19 protein-coding genes and 1 CRISPR repeat array are annotated in these 19,464 nt (G+C 42.9%); of the genes, 2 read left to right on the top strand and 17 right to left on the bottom strand.

Features of this window, described 5'->3' with window-relative positions; genetic code table 11:
- Positions 1-290: 290 nt before the first annotated feature.
- Together H8Z77_RS03625 and H8Z77_RS03620 are read left to right on the top strand one after the other, a co-directional pair.
- Entirely contained in the window at positions 291-1,100 is an 810-nt protein-coding gene (locus H8Z77_RS03625; protein WP_186996209.1) for a carbon-nitrogen hydrolase family protein, read from the top strand.
- Between the two features lie 7 nt (positions 1,101-1,107).
- Positions 1,108-1,455, top strand: a complete 348-nt coding sequence (locus H8Z77_RS03620; RefSeq protein WP_069988799.1) for a DUF3784 domain-containing protein — start codon at positions 1,108-1,110, stop codon at positions 1,453-1,455.
- A gap of 165 nt (positions 1,456-1,620) precedes the next feature.
- Positions 1,621-1,991: a CRISPR direct-repeat array (repeat unit 34 nt; unit sequence ATTTCAATCCACGCTGCCCGTGGGGGCAGCGACC).
- Positions 1,992-2,218: 227 nt separating this feature from the next.
- On the opposite strand, the gene rsgA is transcribed toward H8Z77_RS03620, so the two are convergent.
- The 17 genes from rsgA to H8Z77_RS03535 all read right to left on the bottom strand — a co-directional run bounded on the left by rsgA (position 2,219) and on the right by H8Z77_RS03535 (position 19,463).
- Complete coding sequence (gene rsgA, locus H8Z77_RS03615) at positions 2,219-3,091, bottom strand: ribosome small subunit-dependent GTPase A (RefSeq protein WP_186996208.1); 873 nt, start codon at positions 3,089-3,091, stop codon at positions 2,219-2,221.
- Positions 3,076-4,884, bottom strand: a complete 1,809-nt coding sequence (gene pknB, locus H8Z77_RS03610; protein WP_186996207.1) for a Stk1 family PASTA domain-containing Ser/Thr kinase — start codon at positions 4,882-4,884, stop codon at positions 3,076-3,078. The genes rsgA and pknB overlap by 16 nt, the downstream gene beginning before the upstream one ends.
- Before the next feature lie 61 nt (positions 4,885-4,945).
- Positions 4,946-5,674: a Stp1/IreP family PP2C-type Ser/Thr phosphatase gene (locus H8Z77_RS03605; protein ID WP_069988796.1), complete on the bottom strand. Its 729-nt coding sequence runs from the start codon at positions 5,672-5,674 to the stop codon at positions 4,946-4,948.
- A gap of 13 nt (positions 5,675-5,687) precedes the next feature.
- On the bottom strand, positions 5,688-6,713 hold the full coding sequence (gene rlmN, locus H8Z77_RS03600) for a dual-specificity RNA methyltransferase RlmN (RefSeq protein ID WP_286165422.1): 1,026 nt from the start codon (positions 6,711-6,713) through the stop codon (positions 5,688-5,690).
- Entirely contained in the window at positions 6,710-8,044 is a 1,335-nt protein-coding gene (gene rsmB, locus H8Z77_RS03595) for a 16S rRNA (cytosine(967)-C(5))-methyltransferase RsmB (protein ID WP_186996206.1), read from the bottom strand. The genes rlmN and rsmB overlap by 4 nt, the downstream gene beginning before the upstream one ends.
- A gap of 18 nt (positions 8,045-8,062) precedes the next feature.
- The gene (locus tag H8Z77_RS03590) at positions 8,063-8,761 is read right to left on the bottom strand and encodes a zinc metallopeptidase (RefSeq protein WP_069988794.1); all 699 of its coding nucleotides are present in this window, start codon (positions 8,759-8,761) and stop codon (positions 8,063-8,065) included.
- Positions 8,762-9,095: 334 nt separating this feature from the next.
- Positions 9,096-10,016, bottom strand: coding sequence for a methionyl-tRNA formyltransferase (gene fmt, locus H8Z77_RS03585; protein WP_186996205.1), 921 nt, complete (start codon positions 10,014-10,016; stop codon positions 9,096-9,098).
- A 1-nt stretch (position 10,017) separates the two neighbouring features.
- Complete coding sequence (gene def / locus H8Z77_RS03580; protein ID WP_069988792.1) at positions 10,018-10,470, bottom strand: peptide deformylase; 453 nt, start codon at positions 10,468-10,470, stop codon at positions 10,018-10,020.
- Between the two features lie 24 nt (positions 10,471-10,494).
- A complete protein-coding gene (gene priA, locus H8Z77_RS03575; protein WP_186996204.1) occupies positions 10,495-12,933 on the bottom strand; it encodes a replication restart helicase PriA in 2,439 nt (812 codons plus the stop codon).
- Positions 12,934-12,948: 15 nt separating this feature from the next.
- Positions 12,949-14,142: a bifunctional phosphopantothenoylcysteine decarboxylase/phosphopantothenate--cysteine ligase CoaBC gene (gene coaBC / locus H8Z77_RS03570; protein WP_069988790.1), complete on the bottom strand. Its 1,194-nt coding sequence runs from the start codon at positions 14,140-14,142 to the stop codon at positions 12,949-12,951.
- Between the two features lie 15 nt (positions 14,143-14,157).
- Positions 14,158-14,376, bottom strand: a complete 219-nt coding sequence (gene rpoZ, locus H8Z77_RS03565) for a DNA-directed RNA polymerase subunit omega (protein ID WP_083256441.1) — start codon at positions 14,374-14,376, stop codon at positions 14,158-14,160.
- Position 14,377: 1 nt separating this feature from the next.
- The gene (gene gmk, locus H8Z77_RS03560) at positions 14,378-14,983 is read right to left on the bottom strand and encodes a guanylate kinase (protein WP_270739128.1); all 606 of its coding nucleotides are present in this window, start codon (positions 14,981-14,983) and stop codon (positions 14,378-14,380) included.
- Complete coding sequence (gene remA / locus H8Z77_RS03555) at positions 14,967-15,230, bottom strand: extracellular matrix/biofilm regulator RemA (protein WP_069988788.1); 264 nt, start codon at positions 15,228-15,230, stop codon at positions 14,967-14,969. Before remA ends, gmk begins: the two co-directional genes overlap by 17 nt.
- Positions 15,231-15,242: 12 nt before the next feature.
- The gene (locus H8Z77_RS03550; protein ID WP_186996202.1) at positions 15,243-16,121 is read right to left on the bottom strand and encodes a YicC/YloC family endoribonuclease; all 879 of its coding nucleotides are present in this window, start codon (positions 16,119-16,121) and stop codon (positions 15,243-15,245) included.
- Positions 16,122-16,408: 287 nt separating this feature from the next.
- The gene (locus H8Z77_RS03545) at positions 16,409-18,079 is read right to left on the bottom strand and encodes a protein kinase domain-containing protein (protein ID WP_186996201.1); all 1,671 of its coding nucleotides are present in this window, start codon (positions 18,077-18,079) and stop codon (positions 16,409-16,411) included.
- Positions 18,080-18,098: 19 nt separating this feature from the next.
- Complete coding sequence (locus H8Z77_RS03540; RefSeq protein ID WP_186996200.1) at positions 18,099-18,563, bottom strand: C-GCAxxG-C-C family protein; 465 nt, start codon at positions 18,561-18,563, stop codon at positions 18,099-18,101.
- A gap of 6 nt (positions 18,564-18,569) precedes the next feature.
- On the bottom strand, positions 18,570-19,463 hold the full coding sequence (locus H8Z77_RS03535) for a ribokinase (RefSeq protein WP_333724061.1): 894 nt from the start codon (positions 19,461-19,463) through the stop codon (positions 18,570-18,572).
- Between the last annotated feature and the right edge of the window lies 1 nt (position 19,464).

Here is a 19,464-nt window from a genome sequence, read left to right as displayed (position 1 = left end):
AATGGACATCCGATGATCTGATTGGTAAAACATATACTATTATTATGGCACGAATTGCAGAAGAAAGCAATGGACAAAATAGATTTTTACCATTATAATAAAAAACAGGAGCTATTTTGTTTGTGAAGATTTACAGCGTGCAAAATAGCATTTGGTTCAGAAATATCAGCCAGATCATTTGTACATGGAAACTATATAATAATGGTATTTTTCAGTGCCTAGTAATAAAAAATATAATTCGATTTTTAAAACTTGAGTATTGCAACATAAAAAACAGAAAGGAGATTTTTATGGGCTGTAAAATTGCGTGCTGCCAAATGGAAGTAACCAGGGACAAGGAAAACAATTTGGAGCGTGCCGCTAAGATGGTGGAAACAGCAGCTCAGCAAGGAGCGGAATTGATTGTGCTACCAGAAATGTTCCAATGCCCCTATGAAAACCAGGCATTTCCGGAATATGCGGAACCGGAAAACGGTAAAAGCGTCCGTTTTTTAGCGGAATTATCTCGAAAGTACCAGTGTATCCTAGTTGGAGGTTCCATTCCAGAGCAGGAAAAAGGACACTACTACAACACCTGCTTTGTGTTTGAACATGGTAACTATTTAGGAAAGCATCAGAAATACCATCTATTCGATGTCAATATTCCTGGAAAAATTTCGTTTCAAGAATCCAGTATCCTTTCTTCTGGAGAACATTTTTCGGTTTTTTCAACCAGTATCGGAAAAATTGGCGTGGGTATCTGTTTTGACCTGCGGTTTCCGGAACAATGGATACAAATGGCGCTGGATGGGGCAAAACTTCTCATTTGTCCAGCAGCATTTAATCCGGTAACCGGTCCAAAACACTGGGATCTGTTGTTACGTGCCAGGGCGATTGACAGCCAATGCTTTGTGGCAGCCTGTTCCCCTGCTTATCATCCTACTGCCAGTTATCACGCTTATGGACACTCCTGTGTTGTTTCCCCTTGGGGGGAAATCCTCCATCAGTTAGAGGAACAGCAGGAAATCCTATTTGTGGAAATTGATTTGGAGCAGGTAGCGGAAGTAAGGCAACAAATTCCTATTTTATCTGCTGACCGATTTGCAACGAAAAGGAAGTGAAATAGAAATGGAAGAATTTTTATCCACCCATATTGGCACAATAATCTGCGTCCTTATGGCTATTACAATGTTATTGATTTCCTTGCCTTTTTTCATTGGGCGGGAAAAAGCTGCCGGTTTGGTTGCCGGTTTTAATACCTTAAGTGAGGAAGAACAAAAACAATATGATAAAAAGAAAATTAGCAAAGGACATGCGATCATTTTTGTGGTTTCATCTATTATCTTTGTAGTCGGAACAGGATTAAGCCTGTTAAACCAGTGGTTGGCTCTTATTTGCTTTCTGGTATGGTTGCTTTATTTCCTACACAATGTATCATCCAACCCGAAAAAAGCATTCTCTAAATATTTAAAATAATCAAGTTATAATAAAAAACTCCTAATGGAACAAATCATTAGGAGTTTTTTCATATTTACGTAAAGAAAACCTCTCTCATCTCATACCTCTGCGTATGGTTATTTCTATATTGGCCATAAGAACAACAATACTGTGCGGAATTTCATTGGGAAGAGCATTTTTGTAATTTCAATCCACACTGCCCGTGGGAGCAGCGACTTAATAGGCAAAAATTCGGGATTACCTAAAGAATAATTTCAATCCACGCTGCCTGTGGGGGCAGCGTCTATCTATCGACTGATCGTGATATGTAAGTTCAAACTCATTTCAATCCACGCTGCCCGTGGGGGCAGCGACCAGTTTTCTGGTACTGCTTGTTTATAAATTTCTTATTTCAATCCACGCTGCCCGTGGGGGCAGCGACCATGTTTCACCGCCTTATAGTACATAATTTTTATATTTCAATCCACGCTGCCCGTGGGGGCAGCGACCTTGTACTGGTACAAATGGTCGAGCCGTTTCGATTTCAATCCACGCTGCCCGTGGGGGCAGCGACCGCAAAATATAGTAAGTTATAAAATTTCCGCCCTAGATATTGGAGGGTTAGTGTAAAAAATCAAAATATCACCGCTACATCAGGATGAATTTTTGCCATATTCCGTATTTTTTAGTGCGAATACATAGAGAATTTATGAGAGCTTATGGTTCGCACCAACGATTAATCTTTTTTAATACCTGTTTTAGAAACATCAAAAAATAAGTTGAAACGCATAAATTCCAAATATTATTTTTTCAGTTCCCACTCTTTGATTGTTTTTGCCTCCTCATACATCTGGCAATAACTCTCGTGGCGGGTAATGCCAATTTCCCCACGCTGGAGCGCTGCCAGCACTGCACAGCCTTTTTCTACTGTATGAGAACATCCCGTAAATTTACACTGGTTTAAAAAAGGCGTAAATTCTCGGAAACAATACTGTAATTCTTCTTTTGTAATCACTTCGTATTGCATAGTATCCACCGTGGAAAATCCAGGTGTATCCGCTACATATCCACCGTTGATTTCAAACAGTTCAACATGGCGGGTGGTATGCCTTCCCCTCCCCAGCTTTGTGCTGGTTTCTCCTGTTTTTAGTTGCAGTTGGGGCATGAGACGGTTCAACAAAGTGGACTTTCCCACACCAGTATTACCGCAAAATCCGCTGATTTTTCCTGGCAAACAGGCTAGAATTTGCCCTAAATCCTCATCACTATTTACTACAATGACTTGAAAGCCAGCATGCTGGTAAATAGACCGTATTTTGTCTGGGGATTCCAAATCTGATTTTGTAATAACAATAACAGGTTCAATCTGTTTGTGTTCCGCAATGGCAATTAATTTATCGGTAATAAAAAAATTGGGTACAGGCTGGGTACAGGACATCACGAAAAAAAGCTGATCCAAATTCGCCAAAGGTGGGCGGACAAAATCATTTTTTCGGGGAAGGATTTCCCTTACCATATTATCCTGGGGGGCAAATAATACCTGATCCCCTACATAAGGGGACATCCCTTTTTTACGAAATACCCCTGCTGCTTTACACTCGTATTCTATTGCAGAATCAGCGGATTTTATAGTGTAAAATCCGCTGATTGCTTTTACAATTAATCCCTGTTCCATGTACCATACCTGTTTCTGCTGCTGGTGTTATCATTAGAAGAACTATTATTTGGAGTGCTACTTTCATCCTCAATTTCAGAAGAGGATGGGGCAGAAGATTCTGGCTGACTGGAAGATGGAGTCTGGGAAGATTCTGGCGCAGAAGAAGTAACTACTCCTGTACCATCACTAACGGTCAAAGTAATTGTTGCACCAACCGCAACAGTATTTCCTCCTCTTGGGTCTTGAGAAATAACCGTACCTGCTGGTTTGTCACTTTTCACTGTGTGAATATTAACCTTTAATCCCTGGCTTTCCAAGGCACTGCGGGCACTACCTTGGTCTTTCCCTACAACATCCTGAACATAGACAGTATTGCTCTGCCCATAGCTGTAATATACCGTTATCGCCTGTTTTGGATCTAGTTTTGTACCCGCTTTTGGGTCTGTGCTAATCACACAATTAGCTGGCACACTACTATCTTCTTTTTTTACCTTATTGATGGAACCAGTAAATCCTTCTTCTTTTAATCTGGCCACTGCGGCATCAATATCCAAACCGGATACATCCGGTACTTTTACCTGTTGGGAACCTTTGCTGACATAAAGAGTTATCTTGCCGTTTTCTTTAATTTTAATATCTGGGTCAGGTTCCTGATCAAAAATCAAGTCTTCCGTATATTCGGAATTGTATTCGCTGACAATTTTAAAATCAATCTTTTTATATTCTTCCATGTTCTGTACATCATGGTAATTCATACCGGTAAAGTCCTGTACCACAACATCTTCTGGAGCAGGCTGTTTTAATACCAACATTAAGGTAATCAAAATTGCCGCAATGACAACAAATGTAATGGATACCCCCAATAGGATTGGCAGGAATTTGGATTTTTTGGTTTCTTCTTCCTCTTCCTGTTCCTCATCCTTCTGGGCCACATTAAAATATTTTGTAGTCCCTTCATCAAAATATTTATATTCAAATACAATGCTTGGATTCCGTTTGAATTCATCGATATCACGGAGCATCTCCGCTGCGCTTTGGTACCGTTTATTTGGGTTTTTTTGCATAGCGCGGACAATGATTTCCTCCAATCCTTCTGGAATGTCAGGATTGATGGAACGCGGAGCCGGCGCAATCGCTTGCATCTGTTTTACAGCAACTTCTTCTGGGGTTTCCCCGTCAAATGGCAGTTTTCCCGTCAGCATCTCATAGAGCATAACACCCACAGAATACAAATCTGATTTTTCATCGGTTACCTCGCCGCTTGCCTGCTCTGGGCTAATGTAATGAACAGAACCGATTGCCTGTTCGGTATTACGTTTTTCATCCCTTGCAAAGCGTGCAATACCAAAGTCCATGACTTTGATGGTGCCATCCTCCAGCAGCATGATATTTTGCGGTTTGATGTCCCGATGGACAATCCCTTTATCATGGGCATGTTGTAAAGCGCGGAGAATCTGAACGGTAAACAGTACCGCATCTTTCCAACTCAATACCCCTACTTTCTCCATGAATTCCTTTAAGGTAATGCCGTCAATCAACTCCATGACAATATACTGAATACGGTCGCCAAAATTCACATCAAAGATGCGGACAATGTTAGGGTGGGATAACGCTGCAACCGCTTTGGATTCATTGCGGAACCGGCGCAGGAACTCCTCATTGCCCTGATACTCTTCTTTTAAAATTTTAATTGCCACATATTTCTGGTCTACAATATCAAAAGCCTTATAGACATTTGCCATACCGCCCATGCCAATTAGCTCTTTAAACTCATACCGTCCGTCTAAACGCTTGCCGATGAATTTATCCATTCAAACTTTCCTCCTGTTTCACTTAAATTGTCCATCAAGATTTTATGAAAAATGGAATACATCAGCATTCCAATACAACTGCGGTAATATTATCATGGCCGCCATGTTTTTTTGCCGCCTGCAACAGACGTTTTACCGATTGGCGGGCATTATTTTGTTCTAAAATCAATAAAATTTCCGCTTCGCTGCAGCAATTGGTTAATCCGTCCGTGCAAAGGAGGATTTTATCGCCATATTTGCATGGAAATTCATTATAATCAATTTCCACAGTAGCTTCTACCCCAATTGCGCGGGTAATCTGGTTTTTCTGAGGGTGGGATTTTGCTTGTTCCTCCGTAATCTGACCATGTTCCAATAAATATTGAATAAAAGAATGGTCTTTTGTAAGCTGGGTCAGTTTTCCTTTCCGAAGCAAGTATGCCCGGCTGTCCCCAACATGACCGATATACAAAATGTCGTTCATCACCACTGCCAGAACAGCGGTTGTCCCCATTCCTGCCAAAGCAGGCTGCTGTTGGGCTTTTTCATAAACCACACTATTAGCAGCGTTCAATGCAGCCAATATCAAGTGGTAAACAGAACGAGGGTCCATGTATTCTCTTAGGTTTTGCATTACCTGAGTACTAATAATATCCCTTGCTAATTGGCTTGCCACATTGCCGCCATTTTCGCCGCCCATGCCATCACAAACCAATGCAAAACCAACAGACGGGGTCAAATCTCCTGACATAAAGGTATCTTGATTGGTCTCACGGACTAAGCCTACATCCGTTTTACCAAATATTTGCACAAAAAATCCTCCTTTAGGATCGATTATCCCGCCGTAGTTGGCCACAAGCAGCATTAATATCCTGTCCCAATGTTCTGCGGACAGTGACATTAATGCCACTTTGTTCTAACAACCTGGAAAAACGGATTACATTTTGTTTTTTACTTGCTTGATAATCTCTCTCTTTGATTTCGTTTACTGGAATCAGGTTTACATGGCAGAGTAAGGGTTTTAACCTTGCCGCCAGCTCATTGGCATCCTGTTCCCTGTCGTTTACCCCTTTAATTAAAGCGTATTCAAAAGAAATCCTACGGTTTGTTTGCTGAATATAGTAACAACAGGCTTCCAACAACTCCTCAATGGGGTACTTCAAGTTTACTGGCATCGTTTTAGAACGCATGGTATTGTTGGGGGCATGAAGGGAAATGGACAGGGTGATCTGCAATTTTCTATCAGCCAGTTCGTAAATTCTGGGGACAAGCCCACAAGTGGATAAAGTGATATGCCGCTGGCCTAAATTCCTGCCAGAAGGATGGGAAATCAGTTCCAAAAACGCCATAACGTTTTCAAAATTATCCAACGGTTCCCCAATACCCATCAGGACAATATTAGAAATCTTTTGCCCGGTATCCTGCTCAGTGCGGTAAACCTGCTCCAGCATTTCCGAGGGAGTAAGGCAACGAACAAATCCAGCTTTGGTGGAAGCGCAAAAACTGCACCCCATCCGACAGCCTACCTGGGTGGAGATACAAATACTGTTTCCATACTGGTATTTCATGAAAACAGACTCCACACACTCCCCGTCCTGGAGTTCATATAAATATTTTACCGTATCATCAATACGAGATACAAGCTTTTTTTTGATTTTTAAGCAATTCAAATAAAATTCAGCGGATAATTCTTCCCGCAATTGTGCAGAAAGGTTGGTCATTTGTCCAAAGTCGGATACATTCCGCTTATGTAGCCATTCAAAAATCTGTTTCGTCCGGAAATTTGGCTGACCTTTTTGTTCCATTACCTGAGCCAACTGCTGATAGGTAAGCGATTTGATATCAATCAAACTGTAATTCCCCTTTTCTTCATAGCACAAAGATAAAAACCATCGCTGTCAAGCTGGTTTGGTAAAAATGTCAAATCATAGCCTGCATGAGGATAAAATTGGGTGAGTACCTCAGGCAGCTGGAGTGGAGAAAATTCAGGATGTTGGAGCAAAAATGCCTTGGTGACCTCCTGATTTTCCCGTTTGGATAGGGTACACGTGGAATAGATTAACACGCCCCCTGCTTTTACATATTGGCTGGCTATTTCTAAAATATTCATCTGTATTTTTGGCAAGCCCTCCACTGATTGTTCTGATTTATATTTGATTTCCGGTTTCCGGCGGATTACTCCAAAACCAGAGCATGGTACATCACATAACACCAATCCAAATTTACCTATTTTTTCATGATAAATAGAGGCATCAGATACCTGGGCATGTACCGAAGAAAGCCCCAAGCGTTTCGCTCCAGATTTAATCAATTTTACCCGATGTTCATGGAGATCACAAGCTGTTATTGGAACGGTATCTTTTAATTCCTCGGCAATGGTAAAGGTTTTTCCTCCTGGAGCAGCACAAACATCCAAAACAGAATCTGGATGATAAGCTGCTACAACCTGTCCACATAGTTGGGAAGCCACATCTTGGACATGGAACATTCCCTGCTCAAACAAAGCTGTATCTGCCAATGAACCACCATCCAACACTTCAACACAGTTTTCCATTAGATGGGGTTTTAAGGTAAATCCTTGTTCTTCTAATTGGATGGAAAGTTCCTCTTTTGTAGTTTTTAATGGATTTACTCGCAAAGTTAACGGCGGTCTGCCCATTTGCTGTTGTAGTAGCTGTTCCGCTACTTCCCTACCGTATTCATTAAACAAACTTTCTACTAGCCAGACTGGACAGGAATACCGTAGGGAAAAATACTGTACCGGTTTTCTTTCTGAGTCAGGATAGTTAATTTTTTTCCCATCCCGCAAAAAGTTCCGCAATACCGCATTGACAAAACCAGATGCCGCTTTTTTGTGGATTGCCTTTGTTAGGTTAACGCTTTCGTTCACTGCGGCAAAATCATCTACCTGAAGGGAGATCATCTGATATAACCCCAAACGCAGGATATTGCGGATTTCAATCGTCATTTTTTCGATAGGATGTTTGGAATAGCAGGTAATAATATAATCCAGGGTAATTTTGCTTTCCAACACCCCGTAAAACAGTTTGGAGGCAAAATCCCGGTCACGGGAATCCAGATCTGAGTGCTTTAGCAGGGATTCCATCATTAAATTGGAATACGCCTGCTGTTTTTCCATACGGTTTAAGGATTCCAATGCGATTTGTCGTGCTGTTTTCACTGAAGTTTCTCCTTGTTCTTAGTCGTCTCTACGGTTTCCAGCAATTGCTAATAAACGGAACAGCTGTAAGATTGCGGTAATTAAGCTTGCTACATAAGTCATAGCAGCAGCGGAAAGCATTTTTTTTGCCCCAACCATCTCATCTGGTTCCAAATAATAGTTGCTTTCCAAGGTGCGTAAAGCACGGCTGCTAGCGTTGAATTCCACTGGCAAGGTAACCAGTTGGAACAGGACAACTGCCGCGAACAGCACAATACCGATAGTGAGCAGAATATCCATCTGGAAAATCAACCCGATAAAAAATAATGGCCAGGAAAGCTGGGAACCAATTTGAGTAATAGGGATGATTGCACCCCTGAGTTTCATTGGCACATAACCCTGGCTGTGCTGGATGGCGTGGCCAACCTCGTGGGCAGCAACCCCCAACGCAGCCACCGAAGTGCTGTTATACACCGAACTGGACAACCGCACTACATTAGTGCGGGGGTCGTAGTGGTCGGTAAGTTGACCGGAAACCATCTCAATTGCCACATGATTTAAACCGTTCTGGTCCAGAATCATCCTGGCAATCATGGCGCCGGTATATCCACGGCGGTTGTACACCTTGCTGTACTTTGCGAAATTGCTTTTTACTTTAATTTGTGCGAAAACCGTAATGATAATTGCTGGCAGCATATAAAGAATATAGCTGAAATAAGGATAAAAATAATAGCCCATTTTATACAAACTCCTGTTTTATAATATCGTTTGTAGATTGCCGAAAATTCCACCAACCGATCATTTTCTTAATGGCATAATGAAAACACAACTGGTTTACAAAGTAGATATCATTTCTAAGGTATCATTGAATGCCAAGAGAGAAAAAATAACGTTTGATTGAAAATAAACTATATTTTAAGCAAGTATACTTAATTAGATTGATTCGACAATCTCAATTTTCCTATTTTCTGTAACAGATAAAATAGAATCATGATTAGTATACCTGGAAAAGATGAAAAATTAACAGATGTTTTGTATCCAAATCATTGCAAAAAAATGACGGGCATACTGATTAGCCAAGGCATTCCCCTTTTGCCAGCTTTTTTCCGTTTAAAAAGGAACGGCCATCCATCCGTTTAGAGCCTTCCGGCTGGACTTCCAACAACTCCACCGCATCTTCCCCACAGGCGATGATGCAGCGTTTGGCATCTAACAATTCTCCTGGCTTACCGTTTTTTCCTTTTACAATAGCGGAATGGTATATTTTTAATTTTTTGCCATTTAACATGGTGTAGGCAGCGGGCCAATCGGACAACCCTCTGATTTTATTATGCACCAGCTGGGCTGGTTGGGCAAAATCCAACAGGCTCATTTCCCTGCTCAGCATAGGAGCGTAACAGCTTTGGCTGTCATCTTGCGGGATGCGTGGTGCTGTTCCCGCCTTTATCTGTTCTAGGGTTGTTAGTAACAAATCCGCACCGATCTCTGTCAGGCGGTCAAACAATTCAGCAGAAGTTTCATTTTCTCCAATTGGGATTTCGGATTTTAAAATCATATCCCCGGTGTCCAAACCTTCCGCCATATACATGGTGGTCACCCCTGCCACTGGGTCACCGTTGAGGACACTCCACTGGATAGGAGCTGCCCCACGGTATTTCGGCAAGAGAGAACCATGCACATTGATGCAACCATAAGGTGGGATCTCCAATACTGCTTTTGGCAAAATTCTGCCATAAGCCACCACTACAATCACATCTGGATGAAGTTCCCGAATGAAATTGATCTGTTCATCGTCTTTCAAGGTAAGTGGCTGGTATACTGGCAGATTGTGCTGTAATGCCAGTTGTTTGACTGGTGGGGGCTGTAATTTATATCCCCTTCCCTTTGGTTTATCCGGCTGGGTAAAAACCGCCTGAATCGTATGGCCGGCATCAATCAATTTTTGCAGGCTCGCCACCGCAAAATCCGGCGTCCCCATAAAAATAACATTCATTCTATTCACGCACCATTTCTGTTGCTAAATCTTTAAATACAACCCCGTTCAAGTGGTCAATTTCATGGCAAAGCGCCCTTGCCATCAATTCTTTCCCTTTTACCAGGATGGCATTGCCGTTGCGGTCATAGGCTTTTACCTTTACTTTATTAGGGCGGGTGACAATCCCAAACTCATTTGGATAGGAAAGGCAGCCTTCGGAACCAGTCTGGGTACCGGAAGTTTCCAAAATTTCTGGGTTGATCAGTTCAACTAGCCCTTCCCCAACATCAATCACTACAACCCGTTTTAAAACGCCTACCTGAGGGGCAGCCAAACCAACCCCATCCGCTTGATACATGGTTTCCGCCATGTCGTCCAGGAGCTGATGAAGGCGTTGGTCAAATACGGTCACTTCACGGCATTTTTTCCGCAAAATCGAATCGTCATCTATCACAATATTTCGTAAAGCCATAGGTATGATCTTCCTTTCTTACTATTAATTAATTTCGCCGTTTATATCACAATAAAGATGCAGGTTGGAACATTCCTTACGGGAGGCGGTGTAAACCAGCACTTTCCGCATCAATTGGCGGAACGCCGTGTTGTTCCTGCATTTTAAGATAATGCGTTGGCGGTATTTATTATTCATTTTATAAATATAAGGTTTGCTGCGCCCCAATACTTTCATGGGGATGTTCTGCCGCAAGCCTTTTGTTGCCTGTTTTAATACGGTGAGGAACAACCTTGCCCCAATATCCACCTGTTGTTCCTGCCTGCCAGTGATCCCCACCAGGCAGATATCGCAAAACGGCGGGTAAAAAAACGCCTCACGCTCCACAATTTCATCCTGGTAAAAGGATTGGTAATCCTGGGAAGCTGCCTGCCGGATAACGGGGTGGTCGGGGTTATAAGTCTGGATATATGCCCTGCCCTTTTTACCGCCCCTTCCGCTTCTGCCCACCACCTGGGTCAGCATGGAAAAAGCGTGCTCATGGCATTTAAAATCATCCCCAAACAACATGCTGTCAGCGGAGAGCACCCCCACCAACGTGACATTGGGGAAATCCAGCCCTTTGGCTACAATCTGGGTTCCAATTAAAATATCATATTCCCCTTTGGAAAAACTCTGGATTTTGGATTCCAAAGCCGCCCTGGTAAAGGTGGTGTCCGCATCCATGCGAAGCACCCGGGCATCTGGGAAATACTGTTGTACCTCTTCTTCAATTTTCTGGGTACCCTGTCCGGTGAGCATCAGATGGCTTCCCCCACATTCTGGACAGGTTTTGGGAAGCTCCTGGGAATATCCACAATAATGACACATCAGGTAGCCGTTGGCACGGTGGTAGGTCATACCCACACTACAATGGGGACATTCCGCCACCCAACCACAATCCACACAGCTCAACACAGAACGGTATCCCCGCCGGTTTAAGAGCAAAATCGACTGTTCCCCCTGCTGCAGATTCCTGGCGATTTCCTCCGCCAGATATTCGCTGACACCGGTAATCAAAGAAGATGGCTCCTGACGCATATCAATCAAGGTCACCTCAGGGAGCTGGGCATCCGCATAACGTTGATTGAGCTCATACAAGGAATACACTCCTTGCTTTGCTGCATAGTAGCTTTCCACCGAAGGGGTAGCAGATGCCAACAGGAGCAAGGCTTTTTGCTGGATGCACCGATATTTTGCCACATCCCGAGTGTGGTAACGGGGGGACATATCCGAGGATTTATAGGTAGATTCCCCTTCTTCGTCCATGATAATTAACCCCAACTGTTCCAACGGAGCAAAAACCGCGCTCCTGGTACCAATGACGATTTTAACTTCTCCATTTTTAATCCGTTTATATTCATCCATCTGTTCCCCCATGGAAAGGCTACTGTGCATCACAGCGATTTCCGAGCCAAACGCCAACTGGAATTTTTGGAGCATTTGAGGAGTAAGGGAGATTTCTGGCACCATCAAAATGGTTTGCTTGCCCATCTGTATCATCTTTTCAATGAGTTTGAGGAATACCTGGGTTTTTCCACTTCCAGTAATCCCGTGGAGCAGCGCTACGCTAGGACGGTTGGTATAGTATTGATGCAGCAGGCCATCTAATACTTCCTGCTGCTGTGGAGTCAATACCAACTCCGGCTTTCGCGTTGGCGTTGCCGCTTCATATGGGGTGCGATATACTTCCTGTTCATATAGGGTGACAATCCCTTGCTTTGCCAGGTTTTTTACCACAATATCTGTGACACCACAAAAATAACATACCTCTTTTATCGAAACCGCTCCCAACTCCAGCAAAAAGGAAACCACCTTTTTCTGTTTCTGGGAGAGTTTACAGCTGGAGGGGTCAAACTCTGGGTCGGTCATTTTGACCATATTTACTGTTTTATCCCCTAGTTTCCGTTTGGAAGAAACCGAAGGGGTTAACACCTGTTGCTGAATCAAAAAATCAATATCAGCACGGCGACCAGATTCCAACTGATGCTGAACAATCCTATCCACTTCTTGCTGATTTGCCGCTTTTCGCAAAAACGAGAGCAGCTCCAGCTGGTGAGGAGAATAATTTTCCAGCCCCTCCAGCCGGTCGATAAACTGATAGCTTTTTTTTAAAAAATAAGAGAAACCCGCTGGCAAAATCGTGCGGATCGCCTCATAATAAGTACAAAAAGTAGAATGCACCAGATAAAAAACAATGTCAACCATTTTACTTGACAAAATTGGCTGATCATCTAAAAATCCGGCAATTGTTTTTAATTTTATTTCTGGCTGGTCATTTTTTATGTCAAGGATAACTCCTTGTCGATACTGGTTGGCATTACCAAATGGCACGCTAACCCTACAGCCTATTTTTGCCTGAGCTTGTTGATGGTCTGGCACAGCATAATCAAACAGGCGGTCAAACCGGATAGAGGTTTTTTCCACTGCTATTTTCGCAATCAATGCCAGCCCTCCTTTTTATCCCCGATGTGCTAAAATTTGATCTAACAATACCTGAGCCAAAGCCTGTTTGGACATTTTCTTCAACGGGGTAATCTGGCCTTTGGTAATCAGGGTTACAATATTGGTATCCACCCCAAAACCTGCCCCTGGATCGGATATACTGTTAGCAACTATCATATCCAAGTTTTTCTTTTCTAATTTTTGGGCAGAATTTTCGATTAAATCCTGGGTTTCCATGGAAAAACCACAAAGGAATTGCCCATGGCGTTTCCTTGCGCCCAATTCGGCAAGAATATCCTTGGTTCTAGTCAGTTCCAGCTGGGAATCCATCTCCCCTTTTTTCAATTTATGGTCAGCAGCTAACTTTGGTTTGTAGTCCGCCACCGCTGCTGTTTTGATAATAATATCGTACTCATTGGAAATATTGGTGACAGCGCGGAACATATCCTGGGCGGTGACCACTGGAACTACTGTAACGCCTGCTGGCCGTGGCAGATTCACTGGGCCAGAAACCAAAGTGACATTTGCCCCCCGCATACAGGCGGCTTTTGCGATGGCATAGCCCATTTTTCCGGTGGAATGATTGGTAATATACCGCACTGGGTCGATTGGCTCCTGGGTAGGGCCAGCGGTTACCAAAACCCGAAGCCCTTTCATGTCCTGAGTATAACAGACTTGTTGACAGATCCGTTCATAAATCTGCTCTGTTTCTGGCAGGCGACCTTTTCCACTGTCTCCACAGGCGAGCATACCGGAATCTGGTTCCTCCACAAAAAAGCCATAGGAACGAAGCTTTTGCAGATTATCCTGGGTTATCGGGTTTTCATACATGCGGGTGTTCATAGATGGATACACCAATTTTGGGCAGGTAGCCGCCAAAACGGTGGTAGTCAGCATATCGTCCGCAATGCCATGCGCCATTTTGGCGATGGTGTTAGCGGTTGCGGGAGCGATTACCATAAGATCTGCTTTTTTTGCTAGCTCGACGTGTTCTACTTCCCAGTTATCCACCCGCTCAAAAGTAGAAACACAGCATTTATTTTTGGTTAATGTTTCAAATGTAAGGGGTTGTATTAATTCCGTTGCATTCTGGGTCATAATCACGTGGGTTTCGCAACCATTTTTGGTCAGCCGGCTTGCCAAATCCGCCATTTTATAGGCGGCAATCCCTCCACAAACCCCTAATACAACAACTTTTCCTTCCAGCATAAAATGCCTCCAACACTATTGTAATTTTGTAACCTCATCGGATTCCACCATTTTGCACTGGCCTTTCGCGAATTCCTCCACTGCCAGGGAAACTGGTTTGCCTCCTACAATATCGCCTTTTTCGTTGGCCTGGTCTACAATTTCACGGGCACGTTTTGCAACGGCAACCACCAAAGAATAGTAGCTCTCACCATGTTTTAAAATCTCTGTAATTGCAGGTCTATTCATACTCATATTAGCTCAACACTCCTTTAATCAACTCAACATTTTGTTCGGTTTTACATTTTTCCGCCACGATAATCGCCTTAACTTGGGCGATAGCATCCTCTAAATTGTCATTGACAACGATATAATCATATTCATAAGCTTTGGAAATCTCAGTTAGCGCTTCGTTTAAACGCTGCTGCACCACTTCCTCAGTTTCTGTTCCTCTGCCACGAAGGCGCTGTTCCAACACCTCTAAACTTGGAGGCATAATAAAGATACTGACAACGTCATTTTCTTTCATTACTTTTAAGGCGCCGTTTACGTCGATTTCCAAAATCACATCATGACCCTGTTCTAGATGTTCGTATACCTCTTTTTTAGGGGTTCCATAATAGTTACCACAATATACATTGTGCTCCAAAATCATTCCGGTAGAAAGGCGGGATTCGAACTCCTCCTTTGAGAGGAAATAATAGTGTTTGCCATCCTGTTCCCCTTCTCTTGGCTGACGAGTTGTAGCAGACACTGAAATAAACACATTAGGATCCTCTGCGATAACTTGGTTAATTGTGCCTTTCCCGCTGCCGGATGGACCGGATAGCACCAATAACAAGCCTTTATTCATTTGCTTCATCCTCCCCATCTGTATCGTCGTTTAAACGGTTGGCAACAGTTTCTGGCTGTAAGGCGGACAGAATAACATGGTCGCTTTCCATTACCACAACCGCCCTGGTACGGCGGCCATAAGTAGCGTCAATCAAACTGCCTTTTTCCTTCGCGTCCCCGATAATGCGTTTGATAGGGGCGGAATCTGGGCTAACGATTGCCACCAATTTGTTGGCAGAAACCATATTCCCAAACCCAATATTAATCAATTTCATTGCTATTTCCCCCTATTCAATATTCTGGATCTGTTCCCGTATTTTTTCAATGACGGATTTTTGGTCGATGACAATTTTAGAAATTTCCAAATCGGTTGCTTTGGAACCGATGGTATTGGTTTCCCGATTAATTTCCTGTACCAAGAAGTCGCATTTCCTGCCCACAGGCTGGTCACTTTGCAGCAGTTGACGGAACTGTTCCAGATGGCTATGCAAACGGACCGTTTCCTCATCTACTGCCACTTTATCCGCAAAGATAGCTGCCTCAGTGAGGATGCGAGCTTGGTCAATCTCCTGGTTTTCCAACACTTCCTGTAATTTGGCGAACAGACGCTCCTGGTAAGCAGCCACAGTTTTTGGGGATTGTTCTTCTACAACAGCAACCATCTGTTCAATCTCATCCAGTTTTGCAAGAAGGTCGGTTTTTAAGCGTTCTCCCTCTACAGTGCGCATTTCCAGGAACTGGTCCAATGCTTCCTGTACCACGGGCTGGACGGATGCCCAGATTACTTCCTCATCCTCAATCACCTTATGTACGTTGAATACATCCGGGAATCTAGCCACAGTGGAAAGGGAAAGGTCATCCTGCAACTGCAATTTCTCTTTAACGTTCCGCAGTGCTTGGACATATCCTTTGGCTACAGTGGAATTGATTTCAATTTCCGCATCCGTGCCTTCCAAAGTATAAATGCTAACAGATACTTCTACCTTACCACGGGAAACCATCCCCTGGATATAGGATTTTAGTTTTTCTTCTAAATAGCCATAGGTGCGTGGTACCCTGGCGTTAAACTCAAAATAACGGTGATTCACCGATTTAATCTCCACCAGGACTTCACGACCATTGATGATTTGATGGGCACGACCAAACCCTGTCATGCTTTTAATCATAAAAACATCCTCTCATAATGGTTTATTACAAATCATTGGATATATGATTTTTTCTATATTGCATAATTATATATTAAAATTATTATACCAAAGATATAGGGTCAAAGCAAGGTTTTGTTCATATATTATTTACAATTAAAAATATATTTACTCTTAGAGCTACGAGAAAACCATGTTGTACCAGGAATATGAGTAAATGAAATTCCAGAACTTATAATGCGAATGGCTATACAAAAACCGCCAGTCCTTTTTGAAACTGACGGTTCTATATCGATAAGTAGGTTTTATTATTCCGCAATGGAGACAACCAGCCTACTGGTTGTAACATCGATTTTCTGTCCAGGGTCAATGCTAGTTGCCACTACTGTGCCAGAAGCAGCTCCTTCTGATGAAACGGTTCTAGTATCATATAAAATGCCCAAATTATCCAGCTGGTTCTTATAAGCGGACCAGCTTTGTCCAGTATATTGTGGGATTTCCCGGTATTTTGAGCCGTTGCTGACGGTTACCTTTACCGTTTGTCCCTCTTTGATTGGCTCATCTGGTTCAATGCTTTGTTTGATAATAACACCTTCTGGATATTGCTCATTATATTCATACTCCGCTTCTACCGTTAACATCGAATATTTGGAATCTGTTTTTACTACATTCAAGTATTGCCCTACTAAGTTGAGCATTAAATATCCATCCTGGTTGGATACTGTTGCACTAGAAGAGGCTTTTGAGGAACTCTCTTTGGAAGAAGTTTGGGAAGAACTTTCTTCAGAGGAACTCTCCTCCACTTCTGAACTGAGGATACTGGAAGTATTTTTATCTTTATCATTGGAATTATTTCCAAACAGATAGTACAATACTAACGCGGAAACCAAAATTAATACAGCTGCGGTAATCCCCACCGCAATCATAATATATTTTTTGGTGTTGTTGGTTTCCTGGTCTAGTTCCTGTTCCTGGATTAAAGATTCCACCTTTTCCGCGATCGCAGCCTGTTGCCTTGGAGGGGCGGATAAATCAGCGTACAGGTCGGTCATGGTCTGGGTACGAATACGGAAGGAAAGGGTCATAGCGGAGGTAATTGCCACTGAAACGTTGTTTGGAACCGATGGATTTAACACTGCTAATTGCACCAAATTGTCTACACAGGTACGGCTTTTGGAATCCGTTGGCATAGTTCCTGTTAAGGTTTTATACAATACCGCTGCCATACCATATACATCCACCCAAGAACCATAGGACTGCTCCTCATTTTCGTATTGCTCCGGAGCGGCGTAACCATCATATATTACAACTGGAAGTTCCGCATTAGTCATACGCATAGATGGGATACAGAATCCTCCAATTTTCACCTGGCCTTTTACTGTAACATAGATGGTTTCCGGACTTAGTCCCCCATGGACTAATCCCATGGCATGAAGCTGACCTAAATGCTTAATAACAGGCAAGAACATTTTAGAAGTTTCTTCCCAGGAAAGTTCTCCATAATGGTCCAGCAGATAATCCTTTAGTTTAACCCCTTCTACATGCTCCATAATCACATAGCAAGTGTTATTTTGGGCGAAAATCTCATAGGCTTGCACCAATGTAGACATTGTCCTAATTTTAGATAAAGCCTGGTTTTGTGTTAAAAATTCTTTTGCCGCCCTTTTAAACAGCTCGAATTTTTCCGACTCAATCTCCAGTTTCTGAGTTTCCGGATTACGGGTAACAATGGAATCTGGCAGGAACTCTTTCACTTCTACCACAGTGTTGATTTGAATATCATATGCAATATATACAGCACTCTCATGGGTTGAATACAGCAGGTTCCCAACTATGTAACGGTTATCTAAGAGGGTTTCTGGCTTTAAGTATGCTGGGTTAACCGGTACACTGCCGTTGACATAACCGCAGTTAGGGCAAATAACCGCATTCCCTTTTGGGTGCATACATCGGTGACAAATAGGTGATTGGTTGTCCATTGAAGTTGACCTCCTGAAATTAAGCTTTTTCTTCTTTTAAGTGTGGAAGCAAATGTTCCTGTACCATCTTTGCGGCAGTTTCTACAAACAAAGCGCAAGGACGTTTTTGATAATATTTTTCATCTCGTTCGGATGGGTTCTCTTTCACAAGGCATTTGGCGTTGGTAAGCAGTTCTCGACAACAAGTAGTACCCATTTTTTGTGTGAACTCCTGATCCAACTGTTTGATCCAATCATAAAGTTCTTTTTTGGATTGGATGTCTGTACGGTCATAGCCATCATGTGCTAGCCCTGCCAACAGAAACATTCCGGTAACAGCGCCACATTTTTCCCGCAGGCCGCCCATACCGGCACCAAAACCAGAAGATAATAATAATGCTTGCTGTTCTGGAATGCCAAACAGGTCACTAAATGCCGCAAAAACAGACTGGCTACAATTGTAACCTATATAAAATAAATCCAATGCTTTTTGTACACGGTCCATAGTTATTTATTCTCCAAACTGTTCTTGAATTTCTGCGTAATACGGAATCGAATCCGCTGCGCCAAAGCGAGATACCGTAATAGAGGAAGCTTTTGATGCCAATTCCAGCGCCTGTTTTGGCGTGGAGCCAGTGAGCAGGGCGTTAGAGAAATAGCCGGTAAAGGTATCCCCCGCCGCGGTGGTATCCACCACATTAGATGGGTAGATTGGATGAGATTCCATATCATCCCCGTCATAGTACATTGCTCCCTCTTTCCCCAAGGTGAGCAACACCGCTGTATGGTAGCGGTTATATAAGGTAGTTAAAATCTCTTTTGGTTCGGTTTTGCCAGAACACTGTCCGCCTTCCACCTCATTGACAATCAACAGGTCGATATATTCCAGAGGATACTCTAGCAACTTTTGCTCAAATGGGGCGGGATTGAAGATAATTTTCATTCCTTTATCATGCGCCTGGAGGATGATTTCTTTTAAAGAGGAAATCTCGTTTTGCAGAACGACCACATCCCCTGCTGTAAAGTGAGAAAGGACTTCGGTGACATCTTCTGGTGTTATCATCCGATTGGCTCCCCCATATAGGATAATACTGTTTTCCCCTTTCCTGTCCACCTGAATAATGGTATGACCGGAAGCGCCTTCAATGGTTTGGACATAACTGCAATCCACCCCATGCCGTTCCAGTACATCTAAAAGAAGTTTGCCATCCTGTCCAACTTTTCCAGCATGGTAAACCTTTGCGCCGGCTTTTGCGAATGCGATGGACTGATTCAGCCCTTTTCCGCCGCAGAAAATATCTCTTCGGTTGGAGCTGATGGTTTCTCCTGGCAGCACCAAATGATCCAAAGAATACACATAATCAATATTTAAAGAACCAAAATTCAACAGTTTCAATTGTATCACC

Origin of the sequence: Clostridium facile (assembly GCF_014297275.1) — a bacterium.
GTDB classification, from domain to species: Bacteria; Bacillota; Clostridia; order Oscillospirales; family Ruminococcaceae; genus Massilioclostridium; species Massilioclostridium facile.
Note: the sequence above shows the minus strand (reverse complement) of the source record. Positions and strands in the feature narration are given on the sequence as shown.